This is a genomic window from Microcoleus vaginatus PCC 9802 (assembly GCA_022701275.1).
Lineage (GTDB): Bacteria > Cyanobacteriota > Cyanobacteriia > Cyanobacteriales > Microcoleaceae > Microcoleus > Microcoleus vaginatus_A.
In genome coordinates, this window is record CP031740.1 from 160,241 (window position 1) to 178,687 (window position 18,447).

Here is an 18,447-nt window from a genome sequence, read left to right on the forward strand (position 1 = left end):
ATAATATCTTGGTACAAAAATCAGGCAGCCTTGATCTAAAGCAATTTGATCACAAACTCCCAGATAGCCGCAGTGGAGACAGATAAAATCTCCGCAGCGTGACAATAAGCCGTCGGATTTATGTGTGGGTTCCATCTAAAATTGGGTACGGGATCTAATTAAATTTAGCAACTTATTAAGTCACATGAAAATCCTCTTAGCGAGCACATGAAATCAGAAAAATTACTCCATACTCTAGACAAGACGGCAACGCCGACTGTAGGCGCAGAAACGCTAATTCACCACTCAGTATATGTTAAAAAATTGCGTCCGCTACTGCCATCCGATGCCTTTGAGCCGAATTCAAGCAAGTTAGGGATACTGCTGATAAATATCGGAATTTTATTGTTAGGATGGGGAATTGCCGACTATCTCGATCGCTGGCCTGTCTATCTTTTATGGCTTTACTTACCTTTAGCCGCGATTATGGGCAATAGTATCATAGTTTTGCTATTTAGCTCCCACGATTTGATGCACGGCAGCGTTCAGAAAAAGTCTCGCCTGACTTATCCGATCGCCTTTTTGGGTCTAAGTATGCTGTTCATGCCACCTACTCAGTGGAAAAATCTGCACAACCTCGTACATCACAATAACACGAATTCTTTGGCAGACCCCGATCGCAACTATCTGTACCAGCAACCAGATACTTGGGGAAAATGGATTCAAAATCTGTTTGTACCGTCAGTTGAGGTCAATCCGCTGTGGTTAATTGTAGGGATGGCCGGTTCGTGGTTAGTGCATAATTTCCGCAATCTAACCTCGGTACTTTTATTTAATGATAAATCAGTTGATTATGTACCGGCTGCTTTTACAGTTAGTGCTAAAGATAGAGTGGCTATCGCCTTTGAATGTGTGGGAATTTTAGGAATTCATGCCAGCATTTTGTTCTACCTAAATTTTCATCCCCTCAAAATTGCCCTAGCCTACTTTTTGCCGATCGCGATTGGTCATGCAGGGGCAATGTTTTACATCTATACCAATCATATGGGTTGCCGGATGACCAGCATTAATGACCCGCTGATCAACAGTGCTTCAGTGCGGGTTCCTAAAATATTTGACCTGTTGCACTTGAATTTTTCTTACCACACAGAGCATCATATTTTCCCCAGCATCAACTCAGACTATTATCCGATGGTGCAAGAGTTGTTGCAAATTCACTATCCCGATCGCATGAATTTAATCGATGCTGGTGAAGCTTGGCGGTTGCTGCTGCAAACACCCCGGCATTATCAAGATGAAGTGACCTTCACCGATTCGTCGGGTACAATGTGCGTGAATTGCTCGATCGCTGAAGAATACAAAAGCTGAGAATGTCCAGGGGCTCTTACATCTTCTACCATGCTTAAGAACAGGCCAGAAAGCCTGTTCCACAAATAATGAATTTTAGTCTGGGGTGGGTGTTTCGCCCACCCAACCAATACACTCCTACATACTGATGCTATTTAGTACCAACGAAGGCTTGAGAGCAAAATAAGGGATGACTCGTTTTTGATTGTTGGCATCAATCTTTTGTTCTGCCATATTCAAATTTTGCTGGAACTGTCTGGCTAAAAGTTGGATCGGCGTTCCCGCAAAAACTTCATCGAAGCTCATCCGGTAGAGTTCTCGGAAAGATTTATCGTAATAACCCAAACGGTCATATCGATAAGCTGACAAAATAAACAGAATTTGCAGTTGGTCAGCAGCTCGTTTGTACGGAGGAAGCAACCGTAAAATGTCATTTTCCGTAATCACTTCTAGATGACCCGAGGCGGTAATTCCAGGAATGTCCCGGTAGGCTGCCAAGGGCATATTGGCCGCAAAACTCATATAGTCATACTGGGGAAAATTGACTGCTGAATGTTGTGGACCACAGGTAAAAATTACAGTTGTGACAATTGCAATTAATTGTTCAACTGTGTCGATGTGGTGTGGCATTCCTTTGACTTTACCGCCGTCATCAGACGCTAATTCTTTAGCCCAGGTTTGCAGTTCCACATCTTGTACGATCCCCTCATTCGTCGGGTAAAAGAATTTCAGATAGCCCGATACAAAGGTTTCAATCGCATCCCAAAGCAACAATCCATCATCTCGGTAAGGATAGTGAGGCAGTTGATTGGGGTCATCCATTCCCCGATTTTTCAGTTCAGCGGGCAAGGCAAATTCATCGAGACTCCATGTACTGCACGCCTCTCTAGTCAGTTCCATTGTCTCAGCCAAGGTGCCGCCTAGCAATTCATCGACGGGCCCGCCGGGAGCGATCAAGTGAGAACGCGCCAGATCGTTGTTGGTCAACATAAAGCGAAAGTGCGGTTTCAGCAGCAGGCTAAGCGGGTGATTTTTAGCCAACTGTCGGGCGGTGACGATCGCGATTGGTTCCATCACCAGATGAGTTCGACCTAAATGGGAACTCATTTCATGGTGATTAGCATCTGCCACTTGTACGCAGAGTTTCGCATACAGCCAATCGATAGGAGGATCGAATGGGGTATACAGATGGCTACCGGGCTTAGGATCTAGTTGAATGGCAATAGGTGTCATTTCACCGCGATCGCGGATTCCTGTCCACCGCCAAGCGAAAAAAGCCCGTGGTTTCGGCAAGTATTTTCTGCCTTTTTCATAGGTTCCTCCTGCAACTTTCGCAGGCCCGCGATAGTGTTCGTCAGTACCTGTATAATCGGCAATGTAAATGTTTTTGTCCTGTAACTCTTTGCGAAGATCGAATAATGGCTGCAAACAGCAAAGTTGTGCCAGTGTTTCTGCCCGAGAGTCCTCCTGATGTAACAGGCGAAGCACCATGGGATTTGCTCCAGACAGGCGCTGTTCTGCAAAAGAGCGATCGGTTTGGTAAATTTTGGCCACTCCAGGTAGCGGCAGCCAAGTAAAAAAGTCTTCATAGTCTTGGAGTTCGTCGAGAGGATCGAGAAAAGTTCTAGAATCGGCTGCCAGCATATTTGCTGGAAGTTCCGATGTTGCTAATATGCGTTCTGCAAGATACTTACTCGAAAAGTTCTCGACTGCGGGCACATCTTTCAATAATGCCAAAGGTGATAAACTCTCATAGTCAAACTGATAAGCTTGTTGCTGACGATTCAAGGAATCGTGGCGCTGTTCTGGGTTCGGGTCGTCTTGAGGAAGAAGAGGTTTCATATTGTCTACCATTGTATAAATCAACTCTCTTTTGGTAGTAAAATATCGGAGATCCTCACTACCAATCGAGGAGGGAATTTAAAAAGTATTATGCGGGATCAGGCTTGATATAGGTCTTCTTCGCCGATCGATAATCTTATTCCGGATTTTTTTAAACTCAGAAAAATTCCTCAAAAGAAGGCAACACTTCTCGATCGCCCTAAATTTAGGTTGAAAGGTTTCATACTCCCGATAAGTAGCTCGCACTCCAGAACCCCGACTTCTTTGAGATGTCGGGGTTCGGGGTGTTCGGTTTTTTGAGGTGGGTCTACTCATTAGCGGTTAGGCACGAACCATTAAATATTGGCCGTTGCCGTTATATTCGCCGTCGCAACTCGCGAAACTAGCCACAAACCAAATCAAGTAAAACCGCCAGATGCGAAGAAATTGGGCATAGTCGATGCCGTAGTCCAAATGTTTAACTATTGCCTGAGAATCGTCAAAGTTTTTCAGCCATTTAGCAAATGTTTTGGAGTAATTATATCCGTTGATATACCATTTTTTAATCGTCTTGAGGTCTTTATTGTGGCTGGGAAGGGCATCGTATTTCCAGTAACGACCGTGGGGGAAAATTTATTTGTGGGTAAAAACGCTGGATATATTGTTGGGAGTGCGAACTGTGATGATATGAATGAAAACTTTGCCGTTATCCTTCAGGAAAGATGCCAGCTTTTGGAAAGCCTTGGTTAAATTACCTACATGCTCAAAAACTCCGATGGAGAGAATTTTGTCAAATTTTGTCTCGAAGTTGGCGTTGCTCAAATCGCCTTCATATAGTGTAAATCGACCGGAACTAAGGTAGCTTTCTGGGTCGTGCATCTTCTGACGCATATACTCGCATTGGTGGTGGCTGAGGCTAATGCCAGTAAAGGTGACATTGGGGAATTTGGAAAGAATGTAATTAGGAACACAACCCCAACCGCAGCCAAAGTCTAAAATATTGTCGCCATCCTGAATCTGTAGCTTTTCAATCACATCATCAATGCTCTGCATTTGCGATTGTTCAAGGTTGGTGGCTCCTTTTTCCCACAATCCCATGCTGTATTTAGGATAAATGAGTTTGCCGTCGCCTAACATGGGATTCAGCATTGCTTGAGGCAAGTCCTACTGAATTTTCATTAAATCCCGGGGCCCTTCGGCGGTACGATCTGTTTCTGTCAGTATCCATTCGTAGGCCGTAAGCAGAGAGGGAAAGTACCGAAATAATACGGGCATACAGGTATCAAAAAGCGATCGCAATACAGAATCCGGTACTTCTAAGCCGTTGATATAAGACTCTGCTACTGCCATGTGCAGCGTGTTAACTGCACTGGCTGCGAGGCGGGTTGCTCCGTAGGCGATCGGACTTTTGGTATGGATATTTCCCACGATGGGAATGTGTTTTTCGATGCTTTGTAGGGCTGTTGATGAAGTCAGGGCTATATTTGTTTTAAAGATGCTGCTATTCTATCTCACGAAAATTAGCTGGTTGTTAGAGAGCAAAAAAGCTGAAACTATTGCCAAGTAAGGTTTGCATACTAAAACTCCCCAAAATCCTAAAAATATATGGCGGTTGAAGGGGATTTGATAACGGATTTATAGGGGTTTGGGCGATATAAATTTTATTAAGAATTATGTCAGTCCATTTTAGATTTTAGATTTTAGATTTTAGATTAGCTCCACAGCTTGAATGGGGCTATTTTCACGGTGCGATGGCGATTTTAGTGCTCAGTTATACCATTTTAGATTTGAGAATTGGGAATGACTGATGAGCTAAGAGTTGGACTATTGGGACTTAAACAAGTTTTAAGCCCAAACAAAGCCCAAACTGGCTTTATATAAAGTAAATAGGTCCCTGTTTTCTTGCAACCAGCCAAAAAACCTGTAAGATATAGCTGTTCTAAAAGCTGACAAAGCTTCAGTAAATGTTGTTAAAGGTTGGTTAGCCCACTGCCGACGCAATCCTCCTGTTAACTGATGCCAAATGATAAAAGTATAAGCACAAAATACTAATATTAAATGTCGATAAAGGCTTCTCTTTCCTCGGATTTGATATTCTTTTAACCCTAGCCATCCTTTAGCTTCACGGTAAAACACTTCTACCCAATTACGTTGGGAGTAAGTTGTTACTATCCATGATGCTGTTGCCCGCTCACTGGCAGCGTTAGTCACTAAATAATCAACTTCTGTGGCGGTAGAACAAGTCGGAGCATTCATGACGATAGCGACTGTTTTTGGCCCGGACATGGTTGAGAATTCTACTGTGATAGTTGCTACCCACACAGTTCTGGGCTTTTCCCGATTTAGTGTAATAGCACTTAAAGCCTCTGCTGGTAAACGTTTTGCTAATTCTGAGAGTTTGAGTTCTTCGGGTTGTCGCTCGGGTTCTATTTGACAGACTACTTTTCGATTTTTGGCTAATCCTCCTACATAGGTTAACTTCCTTTTCTCTAACTCCTGCAAAAATCTACTATTATTCCCATAGCCTGCATCGATTAAAACTACTGCTGGTCGCTCTTTCCTTTCTAAGCATTTGTCAATTAGTTTGATGGCTATATCGGGTTTTTTAATAAATTCTGGATTTTCTTTTCCTTGAGGTAACGAATGAGCGTGTTGATATAATTCAACATCAAGTGGTAGGCTTTTCACTCCATCATATAAGTGTGTAGTTACCACTACTACACCATTATCTGTTTTTCCGATTTCTCCAATATATTGCCGACCAACTCCTGCTGTTAAATTGCCACTTTTTCTGTGACCGGAATCATCTATTATCAGAGTAAACCCTCTGCTGATATGAGTCTGCCTACACTGCTGCATCACCTGCAACCGTCGTTGGTTAACTTGCTGGGCATTCCAAGGAGCTTCTGTCAAAAAATGATGCAATCGGTTGTATGTAACTCCTATACAGTCTCTTGACATCTGAGTCAGGTTTTTTCGCTCACTTTCTCCCAATAATCCCCCTAAATAGTGCTTAAACCCTGTTTTTTGGGCTTGATGGCTAAAAACATCGTCAAAACGACGACACCATCGATCGAAGCATGGTGGCATGGCGCTAGGAGTTGTTTCTTTCATTGCGCGTTTTTGACGTAAAAAGCTTAACCTGACTACATTATACTATTTTTAGCACAATTTTTTTGTTTAAGTCCCGCTATTGCTGAGAGTTGCATTCTTTTTTTAAACTGTTGTCAGTTGGGCGCTTGAGCTGACGAAACGAGAAGCAAATGCCGATCGCGACTTATAGTTAAGGAATCAGGGGATGCAGAAAAAATGCCGAGAAACCGGGTTTGCATAAAGGTTCGCTGCAATAACAGATGTCCGCGAGATTCCTCGCTAATTAGCTAGACGCGCCACATATGCCACAGATTCACTATCTGCCGGACGATCGCACGATCGAGATAGACGACGACGATATAATTCTGGAAGCTTCGCTGCGTGCAGGCATTCCCCACACCCACATCTGCGGCGGTAGTGCCCGGTGTTCGACTTGCCGGGTATTAGTTGTCGAAGGTTTAGAATTTTGTTCTCCGCGCACTTCGCCGGAAGAGGAGCTCGCGAAAAAATTGCGCCTAGAACCGGAAATTAGGCTAGCTTGTCAGACACAGGTTGCAGGTGGCAAGGTGATTTTGCGCCGACTGGCGATCGATTCTGAAGACTTGGAATCATTTAACGACGAAATGGCAGGAAAGTTGATTTCTGCTCCTGTGGGTCAAGAGAAAAAAATTGCAATTTTGTTTGCAGATATTCGAGGGTTTACGGCGTTTGCAGAATCGCTGTTACCCTATGATGTAATTTATATTTTAAATCGCTATTTCCAAAAAATGGGTTATGCGATCAACCGCAACGGCGGGATGATTAATAATTATATGGGAGATGGTTTTATGGCTCTGTTTGGGTTGGAAAACTCAGACAAGGCGGCGGAACAAGCGGTGAGGGCTGGGGTGGAGATGCTGGAGGAACTAGAGAAACTCAATCCCTATTTTGAGACTTTATACCGTCATCGTTTGCGGATCGGGATTGGTATTCACTGCGGTTTGGTGGTTGTGGGAAATTTGGGGGCGTCGAAAAATCAGACGGTGACGGCGATCGGAGATGCGGTGAATTTTGCCAGCCGGATTGAAGCTGCGAACAAGCAAGTAGGAACAAGTTTACTGATTTCCGAGGATACTTATCAGGAAGTGAAAGAATTGGCGATCGTCAATCAGTGCGTATCAGTGCAAATTCCGGGAAAAAGTGGCGAATATCCGCTCTATGAAGTAGTGGGGATGCCGCCGCTGCCCGTGGAAATCGAAGATTTTTCTGAGGTAAGGAAAGTTTCTATTTGGCAATTTTTTGTCAATAAGTTGCTGGCTTTGTATGCTGCGCTGTACAATTGGATTAGGAAAATTTGGCGTCAAATCAAAAAACTCTAGAGCAACTTCTTTTAATTTTGTGATGCCATCGATAATAGGAATATTCCCAAGTCAATAGTTCGCGTTTTTGTAATGCTCCCGAACCGCCAGATGGGGGTACAACTGCGAGATAACATTGCCGGTATTGCCAGTCAAGGAATGCTTTCTACTTTTGGTGGTGGCGTGGACATTGGAGAAACTTCACAGCAGGCAGCAGTGCGAGAAATAGAGGAAGAAACTGGCCTCACAATCAACTATTACACAATGAAATTTATCGCAACTTTTACTCACCAAAAGACCAAAAATGATAGAAAAATTTTACAAAAAAACCACCTATTTTTGGCGAAAGTGAGCGATTGTGATAAAAGAGAAATCAAAGAAGGTGTGGGTTTGGTAGTTTTGAGAAAAGATGTAGACTTTGAAAAAGTCAACGCAGGTGATGGTACTCAAATGGCTTGGAAATTGTTGCAGGAATATTTAAAATAAAAAGTCACACCCGGTCTTGAACCCCCGAGGGACTGAAACTTTATTTAATAGAGAACTTCTTTACTATGTTGTCAAATACGAACTCAGAGTACCAATCATTATTAAAACGAGCGATTGCGCTCGCAGCCAAAGCTCATGAGGGGCAGGTTGATAAAGCAGGCAATCCGTATCTCGATCATCCGCTATTTGTGATGGAAAATGTAAATTCTCTAGAGGAGAAAATCGTAGCGGTTCTACACGATGCGGTCGAAGATTCGGAACTTACACTTGAGCAACTTAGAAGCGAAGGTTTTCCTGAAGCTCTAGTCTCGGCGATCGCGGCGATTACAAAAATAGAAGGAGAAGCTTATCCAGCTTATTTAGAACGTGTGATTGCCAACCCAATCGCACTGCAAGTCAAAATCGCTGATGTTACTCATAATCTCGATATTAGTCGCATCGCCAATCCCACAGAAGCCGATTTTCAACGCATTGCAAAATACAAAAAAGTCCTCAATCAGTTGTGTGCAGCTTTAAAGTAATTATTTTTTATTAAATAAAGTAAAAATAGGTAAATTCAGCCTAATTAATTTCAGTTCAAATACGCTAAGAGACATAAATTTAACCGCAGATATCCGCGTTCATAGTGGCACAGGTATCTTGCCTGGGCGATATCTGATATCTACGGTTAAAAAAATCCTCCAATCTAAGCCATCACCATCCCCCCATCCACATTAAAAACCTGCCCCGTTATATAAGCCGCCGCCGCATCCGCCGCCAAAAATTTCACCATTCCCGCAACTTCCTCAACTTCCCCATATCTCCCCAGCGGAATATACTTCAAAATCTCATCAGACTTGACATCTTTAGTCATATCTGTAGTGATAAAACCCGGTGCAACCGCATTCACAGTAATCCCGCGACTGGCCAACTCTTTGGCCACAGTTTTAGTAAACCCAATTACCCCAGCCTTTGCCGCACTGTAATTAGCTTGTCCGGGATTGCCCATTTGCCCAGCAACCGAAGCAATATTAATAATTCGGCCGCTTCGCTGTTTCAGCATGATTTTACTCGCAGCTTTCGCACACAAAAACACGCCGGTTAGATTCAAATCAATTACCGCTTGCCAATCTTCCAACTTCATCCGCAACAGCAAAGTATCGCGAGTAATGCCTGCATTGTTCACCAAAATGTCAATCCGTCCCCATTTTTCCATGACATTACTGGTGAGTAAATCTACTTGGTCAGTTTTCGAGACATCTGCTGCAAGTGCCACAGCTTCTCCTCCAGCAGCGACTATTTCTGCTACCACCTCATCAGCAGCAGCACTCGAACTCGCATAGTTGACGGCGACTTTAGCGCCTTCTGCTGCTAGTGTTAAAGCGACGGCGCGACCGATTCCCCGCGACGCACCGGTCACGACAGCAACTTGACCCCGCAATCTCTGAAAAGTCTCTGGTAATAATTCCATAATTGTATCCTCGCAATCTACCAGAGAATTTTGCACTAAAATCGAGCCAGAACCCAAAAAATTATTTTGTCTTATGGCAGTTCAAAAACAGTTCAGCAGTTTTGAAGAGTTACTATCGGGCTCCGATTTGCCGGTGTTGGTAGATTTTTACGCTACTTGGTGCGGGCCTTGTCAGATGATGGCACCGATTTTGGAGCAAGTGAGTGGTCAGATGAAAGACAAGCTGATGGTTGTCAAAATTGACACGGATAAGTACGAACACTTGGCGTCGCAGCATCACATTTATGCTTTGCCGACTTTGGTGCTGTTCAAAAATGGCGCTGAGGTCGATCGCATTGAGGGAGTTATGCAACCGGCGCAGTTGATCGATCGACTGCAACCTCACTTGTAGCACGAGCCAATTATCTCACGCATAGGGTGTGTCAGCTCATATCTGATTAATTATGAATAAGATAATCGTAGTTGACGCACCCTACTTTTGACATACTCAGGTAGCTAAGGTCAGGAAGTCGCCTACCTGCCTCGCCTACAAAACCGGACTTGAGACTTTCACCTCATCCGGCTCCTCAGTGACTTGGGTAACTGTCTATACTACCCCCAGCCAAACCATCTTTGGCTGTTTTTACATCGTGGCAATGTTTGTGTAAGAGCTGAAGATTGGTATATTCATCCCTACCACCTTTGGAACGGGGGATTTTATGGTCGATTTCCCATTTATCTTCAACTCCGAAAATCAATCCGCAATGGTTACATTTACCCCTTTGACTCTTCATTAGAGTTGCCTCCTTTGTTGAGATTTCAGGGTGTTTTCCCCTTCTTGTACTCCAGTAAACCAGGTTTCCGTCGTATGGAGACGATTCGCCTTTAACTTTCACATGGCGGACTATTGGAGTCTCGCTATGCGTTCTTAACCGCATTAAGTTTTCACTTTTTGCATTGGTTGCGAATACCCAGTTATTACCGCCAATGGTCTTCCAATATCTATTGATGATCCACTGGATAGACTTTTTGGGATGACGGCGTTTTGCCCAAGCCTTAAGTTTGCAAAAGATTAAATGGTCTTGAGTTTCGTAAGCATCACTGCTCACGACGGTTGAGTAGTAGTTTGCCCATCCTCGGATAATTGGATTAAGTTTTCCAATTAGCGCTTCTTGAGTCGCTGTTCTATGGGCGTAGATGATGTTTGCTACTTGCTCGTAGTGTATCTTCTGCTTCTCTTGGCTTGGGGTGATGATTGTTTTGAAACCTAGCAATTTTCCGTTATTCTTCCCAGAGTGATACTTTCCAACTGGGAATTGCCGTATATTAAACCCAAGGAAGTTGAAACCTGGGGTATTTCCCTCGTATTCCTCAAGGGTATGGGCTAGGCGAGTTTTACTAGGCTTCAATTCTAAGCCCATGCTTTTTAACCATTCGGAGATTATCTCCTTACATCTTTGAACAACGGTTATATCTTCGTGGAGAATTACGAAGTCATCGGCATATCGGATTAGGTGGGCAGCAGAGATGAATCCTGCGTACTTTCCTTCTTTATAAACCTTCCTTTTTGGGAAAGCTTGAGCTATCCGGTTTTCCATCCCGTGGAGGGCGATATTTGCTAATAATGGGGAAATAACCCCACCTTGAGGCGTACCCTCAGATGTTGGAAACAACTGCTTACCGTCCATCACTCCCGCTTTTAACCAGGCTCGAACTTGTCGGCGGATGGTGGGGAATGTATTTAATTTTTTGAGCAGTGCTTCATGGTCGATGCGGTCGAAACATTTGGCAATGTCAGCATCTAGCACGTATTTAGCTTTCCTACTAATTACCGTGAATATTTGCTCTATCGCATCATGGCATGAGCGTCCGGCTCTGAACCCGTATGAGTTAGGTTCAAATCGCGCTTCCCATTCTGGCTCTAGTGCCAGCTTGACAAGTGCTTGCAAGGCTCGGTCATTTATTGTCGGGATGCCTAATGGTCGCTTCTCCTCCGTACCTGGCTTGGGAATCCATACTCGCCTGGTTGGAGCGACTTTTGGGCTTAATTTAAGTTTGGCAACAAGGGCGAGACGTTGTTTTGGGGTCAGGCTCTTAAGCCCATCCACACCAGCCGTCTTCTTGCCACTGTTGTCTTGTGTTACCCGCCTGACCGCTAAGCACCTTGCTGACCAGGACTTCATCAACGTCTTTTGGAGTCTGCGTATTGCTTTAACATCACCACGTTGAGAGGCTCGATAAATTCGTTTTTGGAGCTTATAGACAGACCGTTCCAGCTTTCGCCAGTTAATGTGTCTCCATTCCACCATCGGTTGTGACCGTGTTTTAGACATATATACTCGGACTTTCGACTTTATCTTCCATATCACCGTGAGTCTGTCTGCGTATCCCTGTCATTACAACAGGACATTGGCTTCTGACTCTATCCCACCTGTTCGCAGCATCCGGTTAGCACCTACTCTTGGTTTTCGACCTCCAAGAGAGCATACGAAAGGTTACTTCGTTCCTGGTAGCCATTGATTGAATCTTTAGAGTTGATGCTTTCCACCGGGTTATTGGGAGTGCTGCTGATACGGTCAGATTTATCAGCCCCTAATCCGTTACCTTTTGGTTCCAGCGCATAAAGCCTTATTTCGCTGGTTGCCTTTCACGATGGTTCAAGCGCATCTTCGCTTTCGCTACTCATGGATTCTTGCTAAAGGGATTACCGACTTAGGCTGTCAGCTACCTTCTTTCGTCCCGCTTTACCAATTTGACGGCTAGTCTCCTTAGTAGGGATCGTGCTTTCACCACTGCACCTGTGGGGTAGGATTTGGGAGGAACCCTCACCTACATGGCTATCAAGTTGTCAAGGTTATATTGGGATTGTTCCCTCTTTTTTTTCCCTTGCCTCTCATCCTTAAGTATTGCTACTCATTTCGAGAGAACGAATCGCACCCGACCTGAAGGTACGGTGATTCTTAAGCCTCGCGACTTAAGTTTCTGCTTCTTCGCAACTGCCTCCACCCTCAAAGAGTTTTGGTCTTATGTTCGCTCCACAGACTAACCCCGCAAGAGAAAGCGGTTTTTACGTGTCGAATACCAAACGGAATTCTTCTTCGTTTTGATTCTAGGGTTAGACTTCCATTGCCCTATCCTCTTTTCCCGGTCTACCGATTTTGCTTCCCCGCCAGCACAAGGCTGAACTTCGCTCGTATAGGCTGTTTGAGCCATCGTCTCGGGTGGGTCGTTGACCAATTACATTCTAATATAAAGCCGTCCTAAAAGGACGGGGGTTCTACCCAAATTTGTGATGAAGACTCCCAGCCACGCTATTATCAATCTCGCAATTCTGGGCAAAGCGCAACTGCCGCAAGCTAATCTAATTATTGCGATCGGCGGAATTTTGCCGGATATTCCGATATTTTTATTTTACTTTTGGGCGAAATACATTGCTCGCTTGCCCGCAGCTACAATTTGGTCAAAAGCATATTATGAGCCTTTTGTGCAAAATATTGTGGCTCTGTTTCATTCAATTCCCCTTGCGGTTATTGGTTGGCTAATTGCTTATTACTTTGGCTGGCAAAGTGTGCAAATTCTGTTTATCAGCATGATACTACACTCTCTGGGAGATTTACCAGTCCACAATGACGACGCTCACCGACACTTTTTTCCGTTCAGCAATTACCGTTTTATCAGTCCGATTTCTTATTGGGATAGGAAGCACTACGGGTCAATTGTTTCTCTAGTGGAAATGTTGTTAGTGCTGCTCTCAACTTACCGCGTTTTTGGTTTTGTTAATTCTTATGCTGGAAAAACGCTGTTGATTTTGGTGAATGGTTTTTACTGGGCTGGCGCGGTTTATTTTCAGGTGCGAGATTTATTTAAATTCACTTCCCAAAGATGAAACCTGAACTCAAAATTACCAATTAGCAATTAGGAATTAGCAATTACCATATTGTTAACTACGCCGAATATTAAAACAACACCAATCTTGGCGCTTCCATAGAGTAGCCACAATCCAGCCGTGCTGTTCTAGAGTGTCGGCAATTGGCTTAGCTTGTTCGAGCAAAATGCCGCTGAGCACGCCCCAAGTAGTTGGTTTGCTAATTGCAGTGAACTGCGGGATTAAATCAATGATTACTTCTGCTAAAATGTTGCAGATCAAACCGTCGATCGGCTCATCTACCATTTCTTTCAACCGATCGATACTTCCGAGCTCTGCAACTAACTGCTGAGAATTAACGCGGTTGAGTAGTCGGTTGCTAATGGTCGATCGCACTGCCAAAGGATCTGTATCCAAAGCATAAACTTTTGTAGCGCCCAACAACACCGCGCCGATCGACAAAATACCCGATCCGCAGCCGATATCGGCAACTACGCACTTGCTGTCATCAAAACCGAGCCGCATTTCCAGCGACTCCAGACAAAGTTGAGTAGTAGCGTGAGCACCTGTACCGAAAGCCACACCCGGATCTAAACGCAAAATGACGCGATCAGTATCAGTCGGTAAGGGCAACCAGGCCGGGTTAATTAAAAAGCGATCGCCCACTTCTTGAGGCTGCCAGTGCTCCTTCCAAGTGCTGCCCCAGTCTTCGTCTTCAATCAAATCCCACTGCATCGCAGGTAGGGGCAAACCTGCACACAGAGCATCTTGGCGCAGCCACAGAGACAGAGCAGCCAAATCCAGCAATCCTGCCTGTTCTTCGGGCAAATAAGCCGACATCAGGCAGGAATTGCTTTTGATCTCAGTAGCAGTTCCCCGACAGTTAAATCGTTCCAGACGCCAAAAGATGATATCTTCCAGCGCCGGATCGCAAAGAATTCTAATTTCCCACCAGCTATGTGCCATAACGATTTTAGATTTTAGATTTTAGATTTTAGATTTGCCCAGGGGAACTGGAGACTAGGAACTGGGGACTGAGGAAGGAGGATTGGCTAATAGAAAAATTCCCGCTTTCTTGCCAATGACCAATGACCAATTACCCATTACCAATTATCAGCCCTTGCATCCAAAATCTAAACTCCAAAATCCGTCAAAGATTTACCGTGTAAGCATCCCGAATTCCCGGAACTTTTAGGATCTCAGCCAGTATCCCCTCTGGTAGAGGGTCATCGAGGCTCAAAACCATCACCGCATCGCCTCGCACGATTTTACGGCCTACTTGCATACTGGCAATATTGACATTAAAACTGCCCAATTGGGAACCAATTTTGCCAATAATCCCCGGCATATCGCGGTGCAGGGTAAACAGCATATGGTGAGTGGGGGAAACGTTGACCGGGAAATCGTCAACGCTGGTAATCCGAATTTCGCTTTCGCCGAGCACTGCACCTGTCACGGTGTGTTCACCGAGGGTTCCCTTGGCCGAGAGGTGCAGGGAGCCGGTGTAGTCGCGAATTGAGGCGTCTCTGGTTTCGACGACGCGAATTCCGCGTTCTTTGGCTTCTATGCTGGCGTTGACGTAGTTAACGCGCTCTCGCAGGGCTTGGGAGAGCAGGCCTTTGAGGGCCGCGACGACTACGGGCTGACCTTGGTTGGTGGCCAATTCGCCTTGCAGTTGAACGTTGAGGTAATCGACTCGGCCTCCGGCTAGCTGGCTGACGAGGTTGCCGAGGGTTTCGGCGAGTTGCAGGTAGGGTTTGAGTTTTTCGATCGAGTCTGGGAAAATGCCGGGTATGTTGACAGCCGATCGCGCGGGCAGTCCCAACAGCACGTCGCGAATTTGTTCAGCCACGTCGATCGCCACATTTACCTGAGCTTCCGCTGTGGATGCTCCCAAGTGGGGCGTCAGCACGATGTTCTGGCCCACATTCCGCAACGGGGAATCGACTTCCAGCGGTTCGTGTTCGTAAACGTCCAAAGCTGCGCCGGCGATCTTGCCTTCTTTGATGGCTTCTGCGAGGGCTGCTTCGTCGATGATGCCGCCTCTGGCGCAGTTTATGATGCGGGCCGTCGGCTTCATTTTCGAGAGCACTTCAGCGTTAATTAAGTGCAGGGTTTCCGGCGTTTTGGGGATGTGCAGGGTGATGTAGTCGGATTCGCGCATCAGCAGTTCGAGTTCTACCAAGCGGCAGCCCAACTGGTCGGCTCTTTCGGTGGAAATGAAGGGATCGTAGGCCAGCAGTTTCATGCCCATTGCTTTGGCTGCGGCGGCGAGGTGGGAGCCGATTTTGCCCAAACCAACGATGCCGAGGGTTTTTTTGTAAACTTCTACGCCGATAAAGCGGTTGCGTTCCCATTTACCACCTTTGACGGATGCGTTGGCTTCTGGGATGTGGCGGGACATGGAGAGCATCATGGCGAGCGCGTGTTCGGCGGCGGCGATCGTGTTGCCTTCGGGGGAATTGACGACTACAATTCCTTTGCGGGTAGCGGCGGGTACATCGACATTATCTACGCCGACGCCGGCTCGGCCGATGATTTTGAGTAGATTGCCAGCTTCTATGATTTCTTTGGTAACTTGGGTACCAGAACGGATCATTAAAGCGTCGTAATCTGGAATAATTCGTACCAGTTCTTCGGCTGAGAGTCCTGTTTTTACGTCAACTTGCGCGACTTGGGAGAGGATGTCAATTCCGGCTTGGTCGATCGGATCGGATACTAGAACTTTAGGCATAGCAAGCAATTGAGTGCAATAGTAAAAATAGACCGAGCGTTGGCGAGCTCAAAGTTGAGACTTATGACTTAGAGCAGTATCTAACAGCTCAGCTCAAGCTTGCCTTTGTGCAGTTTGAATTGTATCTGTATTCGGTCAAGGTCGGCCGTTTTTTGCGTGAAATATTTTAGCTCTGGGGGCGATCGGACTCTCTGACCGTGTTAAAATCCCCCAACTGCTTAGCTAGTATGTCTTTTCGGGCTATAATAGACTTTGGCTATTCAAGCCTAATTATCAGGAATTGTTTTCTAATGAATTATCTTATCGCCGTACTGCCCGATCGAATTCAAGCCGAAGCTGCCTACTCTGCTCTGGAAAAAGAAGGCTTGCCCATGAAGCAAGTGAGCATTTTGGGCCGCGGCTACAAAACTGCTGATGAATTTGGCTTGATCGACCCCAACCAGCAAGCGAATAAACAAGCTAAACTCATGGCTGTTTGGCTGGTGCCGTTTGGCTTTATTGCTGGCGTTACTTTCAGTCTGATGACTCAGTTGAAGACTTTTGCGTGGGCGGGCGAAATTGGCGATCACGTGATCGGCGGAGTGCTAGGTGCGATCGCCGGCGGGATGGGCAGCTTTGTTGTTGGCGGAGCCGGGGGTATGGCTTTTGGCAGCGGCGATGCTTTGCCCTACCGCAACCGTTTGAATGCGGGTAAATTTTTGATTGCGGTTAAGGGTACTGATGATTTGACTGGGAAAGCTGCGAAGATTTTGCAGCAGTTTGAACCGGAAAATATCCAAGGTTATACAGAGACTTAGTTATTTGTTTGTTAACAGTTGACTGTTGACTGTTGACTGTTGACATTCAACTCGTGTAATATTTGGAGGCAGTTATGGAATCACAAACTATCCCCCTACCTTCTCCCCTAGAATTAACGCTCGAATTAACTGATGAGCAGTTTTTTCAGTTGTGTATAGACAACCGGGATTTAAGATTTGAACGCACTGCAACGGGAGAATTAATTATTATGCCGCCTGCGAGTAGCGATACAGGCAGACGGAATGCGGATCTAAGTTTTCAACTAGAAGGTTGGAGCCGTCAAAATAAGCATTTGGGAATTGCTTTTGATTCTTCAACTGGATTCAAACTGCCCGACGGTACTGATATTTCTCCTGACGGTGCTTGGATTCGGCGGGACAGGTGGGATGCTTTAACTTCGGAAGAAAAAAAGAAATTTGCGCCGATTTGTCCCGATTTTGTGGTGGAATTGCGATCGACCACTGACTCGCTTGAAAAATTGCGGGCTAAAATGAAAGTGTATGTGAAAAATGGAGCGAGGTTGGGATGGTTGCTCGATCGCAAAAATAGAAAAGTTGAAATCTCCCGTCAAGGTTCAGATGTGGAAATTTTAGATGCGCCTGCAACTCTCTCAGGTGAAGATGTATTACCCGGTTTTGTTTTGGATTTAAGCGATATTTTGTAGGTTGATATTAATTATGGCCAATTTGCAAAGAGAAGAACTGTTAAAAGGCATCGAAAACCGCGACTGTGTGGCACGGGCACTCGACCAAGCCGAACAAGCAATTAAAACTTGGGAAGTTACTCAGACTGATTTTTTGTCACCTCCAGAATTGGCGGACACTCTGACGGTATTTAAGCGCTTAACAGACGTGGAATTAGTGGCTTGGGGCGGCTACCCGCAAGCTGAAAGACAAAGAATTGCGATCGCGCGATCGGATATCCCGATCGACTCTGCTAGCGTTAACGTTGCTGCAGTAGAAATCGCTGGCAATTTCTTGTTTGATACAGCTTCTCACCGCGACTTTTTGGGGGCGATGTTGGGTACGGGAATTGTCCGCGAGAAAACTGGGGATGTGATTGTTTTGGGAGAACGCGGCGCGCAGGCCATTGTCATGCCCGAGATGGTAGAGTATTTGGAGATGAGTTTGCAGCAAGTGCGATCGGTTCCTGTACAAACGCGCCGTATTGAGTTGAGCGAACTCAAAATTAGAGAACCCAAAAAGAAAGAAATGACAACCGTTGAAGCATCCATGAGATTGGATGCTGTCGCCTCGGCTGGGTTCGCAATGTCTCGCAGCAAAATGGCCGATTTAATTGATAGTGGCGACGTGCGAGTTAACTGGAAAGACGTTACTCAAGCTAGTTATAATGTCAAGTCTGGAGATTTAATTGCTGTTACGGGCAAGGGAAGATTGGAAATTGGGGAAGTTGCTGTTACTAAGAAGGAACGCTATCGAGTCCAGTTAACTCGATATTTGTAATTTATGGGTGGCATCTTCGACCCAACCCCTACTCCCCACAAAAAATTGACTCTTTGTGGAACAGGCATCTTGCCTGTTGTTAAGAATGCTGAGGC

General features: G+C 45.4%; 15 protein-coding genes and 1 pseudogene. 9 read left to right on the forward strand and 7 right to left on the reverse strand.

What is annotated here, in order from left to right; all coding sequences use genetic code 11:
* Positions 1-207 precede the first annotated feature (207 nt).
* Complete coding sequence (locus D0A34_00760; GenBank protein ID UNU17575.1) at positions 208-1,347, forward strand: fatty acid desaturase; 1,140 nt, start codon at positions 208-210, stop codon at positions 1,345-1,347.
* Between the two features lie 117 nt (positions 1,348-1,464).
* Here the strand turns inward: D0A34_00760 and D0A34_00765 are convergent, their stop codons facing one another.
* The 3 genes and pseudogenes from D0A34_00765 to D0A34_00775 form a co-directional block, all read right to left on the reverse strand.
* The gene (locus D0A34_00765) at positions 1,465-3,180 is read right to left on the reverse strand and encodes a lipoxygenase (protein UNU17576.1); all 1,716 of its coding nucleotides are present in this window, start codon (positions 3,178-3,180) and stop codon (positions 1,465-1,467) included.
* A 309-nt stretch (positions 3,181-3,489) separates the two neighbouring features.
* Positions 3,490-4,623, reverse strand: a pseudogene (locus D0A34_00770) (methyltransferase domain-containing protein).
* 369 nt (positions 4,624-4,992) lie between these two features.
* Positions 4,993-6,261, reverse strand: a complete 1,269-nt coding sequence (locus D0A34_00775; GenBank protein ID UNU17577.1) for an IS701 family transposase — start codon at positions 6,259-6,261, stop codon at positions 4,993-4,995.
* Between the two features lie 281 nt (positions 6,262-6,542).
* Between D0A34_00775 and D0A34_00780 the strand changes: the two genes are divergently transcribed.
* The 3 genes from D0A34_00780 (at position 6,543) to D0A34_00790 (ending at position 8,584) form a co-directional block, all read left to right on the forward strand.
* Entirely contained in the window at positions 6,543-7,598 is a 1,056-nt protein-coding gene (locus tag D0A34_00780; GenBank protein UNU17578.1) for an adenylate/guanylate cyclase domain-containing protein, read from the forward strand.
* A gap of 72 nt (positions 7,599-7,670) precedes the next feature.
* The gene (locus tag D0A34_00785; protein UNU17579.1) at positions 7,671-8,063 is read left to right on the forward strand and encodes an NUDIX domain-containing protein; all 393 of its coding nucleotides are present in this window, start codon (positions 7,671-7,673) and stop codon (positions 8,061-8,063) included.
* Positions 8,064-8,128: 65 nt separating this feature from the next.
* Positions 8,129-8,584: a bifunctional (p)ppGpp synthetase/guanosine-3',5'-bis(diphosphate) 3'-pyrophosphohydrolase gene (locus tag D0A34_00790; protein UNU17580.1), complete on the forward strand. Its 456-nt coding sequence runs from the start codon at positions 8,129-8,131 to the stop codon at positions 8,582-8,584.
* 164 nt (positions 8,585-8,748) lie between these two features.
* On the opposite strand, the gene fabG is transcribed toward D0A34_00790, so the two are convergent.
* Positions 8,749-9,513, reverse strand: coding sequence for a 3-oxoacyl-[acyl-carrier-protein] reductase (gene fabG / locus D0A34_00795; protein ID UNU22111.1), 765 nt, complete (start codon positions 9,511-9,513; stop codon positions 8,749-8,751).
* Between the two features lie 73 nt (positions 9,514-9,586).
* Here fabG and trxA point away from each other — a divergent pair, with 73 nt between their 5' ends.
* Positions 9,587-9,904, forward strand: coding sequence for a thioredoxin (trxA, locus tag D0A34_00800; GenBank protein UNU17581.1), 318 nt, complete (start codon positions 9,587-9,589; stop codon positions 9,902-9,904).
* A 175-nt stretch (positions 9,905-10,079) separates the two neighbouring features.
* Here the strand turns inward: trxA and ltrA are convergent, their stop codons facing one another.
* Positions 10,080-11,825 (reverse strand): group II intron reverse transcriptase/maturase, encoded by a 1,746-nt coding sequence (gene ltrA / locus D0A34_00805; protein ID UNU17582.1) that lies wholly within the window; start codon positions 11,823-11,825, stop codon positions 10,080-10,082.
* A gap of 959 nt (positions 11,826-12,784) precedes the next feature.
* Between ltrA and D0A34_00810 the strand changes: the two genes are divergently transcribed.
* The gene (locus D0A34_00810) at positions 12,785-13,378 is read left to right on the forward strand and encodes a hypothetical protein (protein ID UNU17583.1); all 594 of its coding nucleotides are present in this window, start codon (positions 12,785-12,787) and stop codon (positions 13,376-13,378) included.
* 54 nt (positions 13,379-13,432) lie between these two features.
* Here D0A34_00810 and D0A34_00815 read toward each other — a convergent pair whose 3' ends face one another.
* Entirely contained in the window at positions 13,433-14,323 is an 891-nt protein-coding gene (locus D0A34_00815; protein ID UNU17584.1) for a 50S ribosomal protein L11 methyltransferase, read from the reverse strand.
* A gap of 184 nt (positions 14,324-14,507) precedes the next feature.
* Positions 14,508-16,091 carry a phosphoglycerate dehydrogenase gene (locus D0A34_00820; GenBank protein ID UNU17585.1) on the reverse strand — a complete coding sequence of 528 codons (1,584 nt, stop codon included), beginning with the start codon at positions 16,089-16,091 and terminating at the stop codon, positions 14,508-14,510.
* Between the two features lie 290 nt (positions 16,092-16,381).
* On the opposite strand from D0A34_00820, the gene D0A34_00825 reads away from it, so the two are divergent.
* The 3 genes from D0A34_00825 (at position 16,382) to D0A34_00835 (ending at position 18,352) form a co-directional block, all read left to right on the forward strand.
* Positions 16,382-16,888, forward strand: coding sequence for a hypothetical protein (locus D0A34_00825; GenBank protein UNU17586.1), 507 nt, complete (start codon positions 16,382-16,384; stop codon positions 16,886-16,888).
* A 74-nt stretch (positions 16,889-16,962) separates the two neighbouring features.
* Positions 16,963-17,553, forward strand: coding sequence for a Uma2 family endonuclease (locus D0A34_00830; GenBank protein UNU17587.1), 591 nt, complete (start codon positions 16,963-16,965; stop codon positions 17,551-17,553).
* Positions 17,554-17,566: 13 nt separating this feature from the next.
* The gene (locus D0A34_00835) at positions 17,567-18,352 is read left to right on the forward strand and encodes a photosystem II S4 domain protein (protein ID UNU17588.1); all 786 of its coding nucleotides are present in this window, start codon (positions 17,567-17,569) and stop codon (positions 18,350-18,352) included.
* Positions 18,353-18,447: the final 95 nt, after the last annotated feature.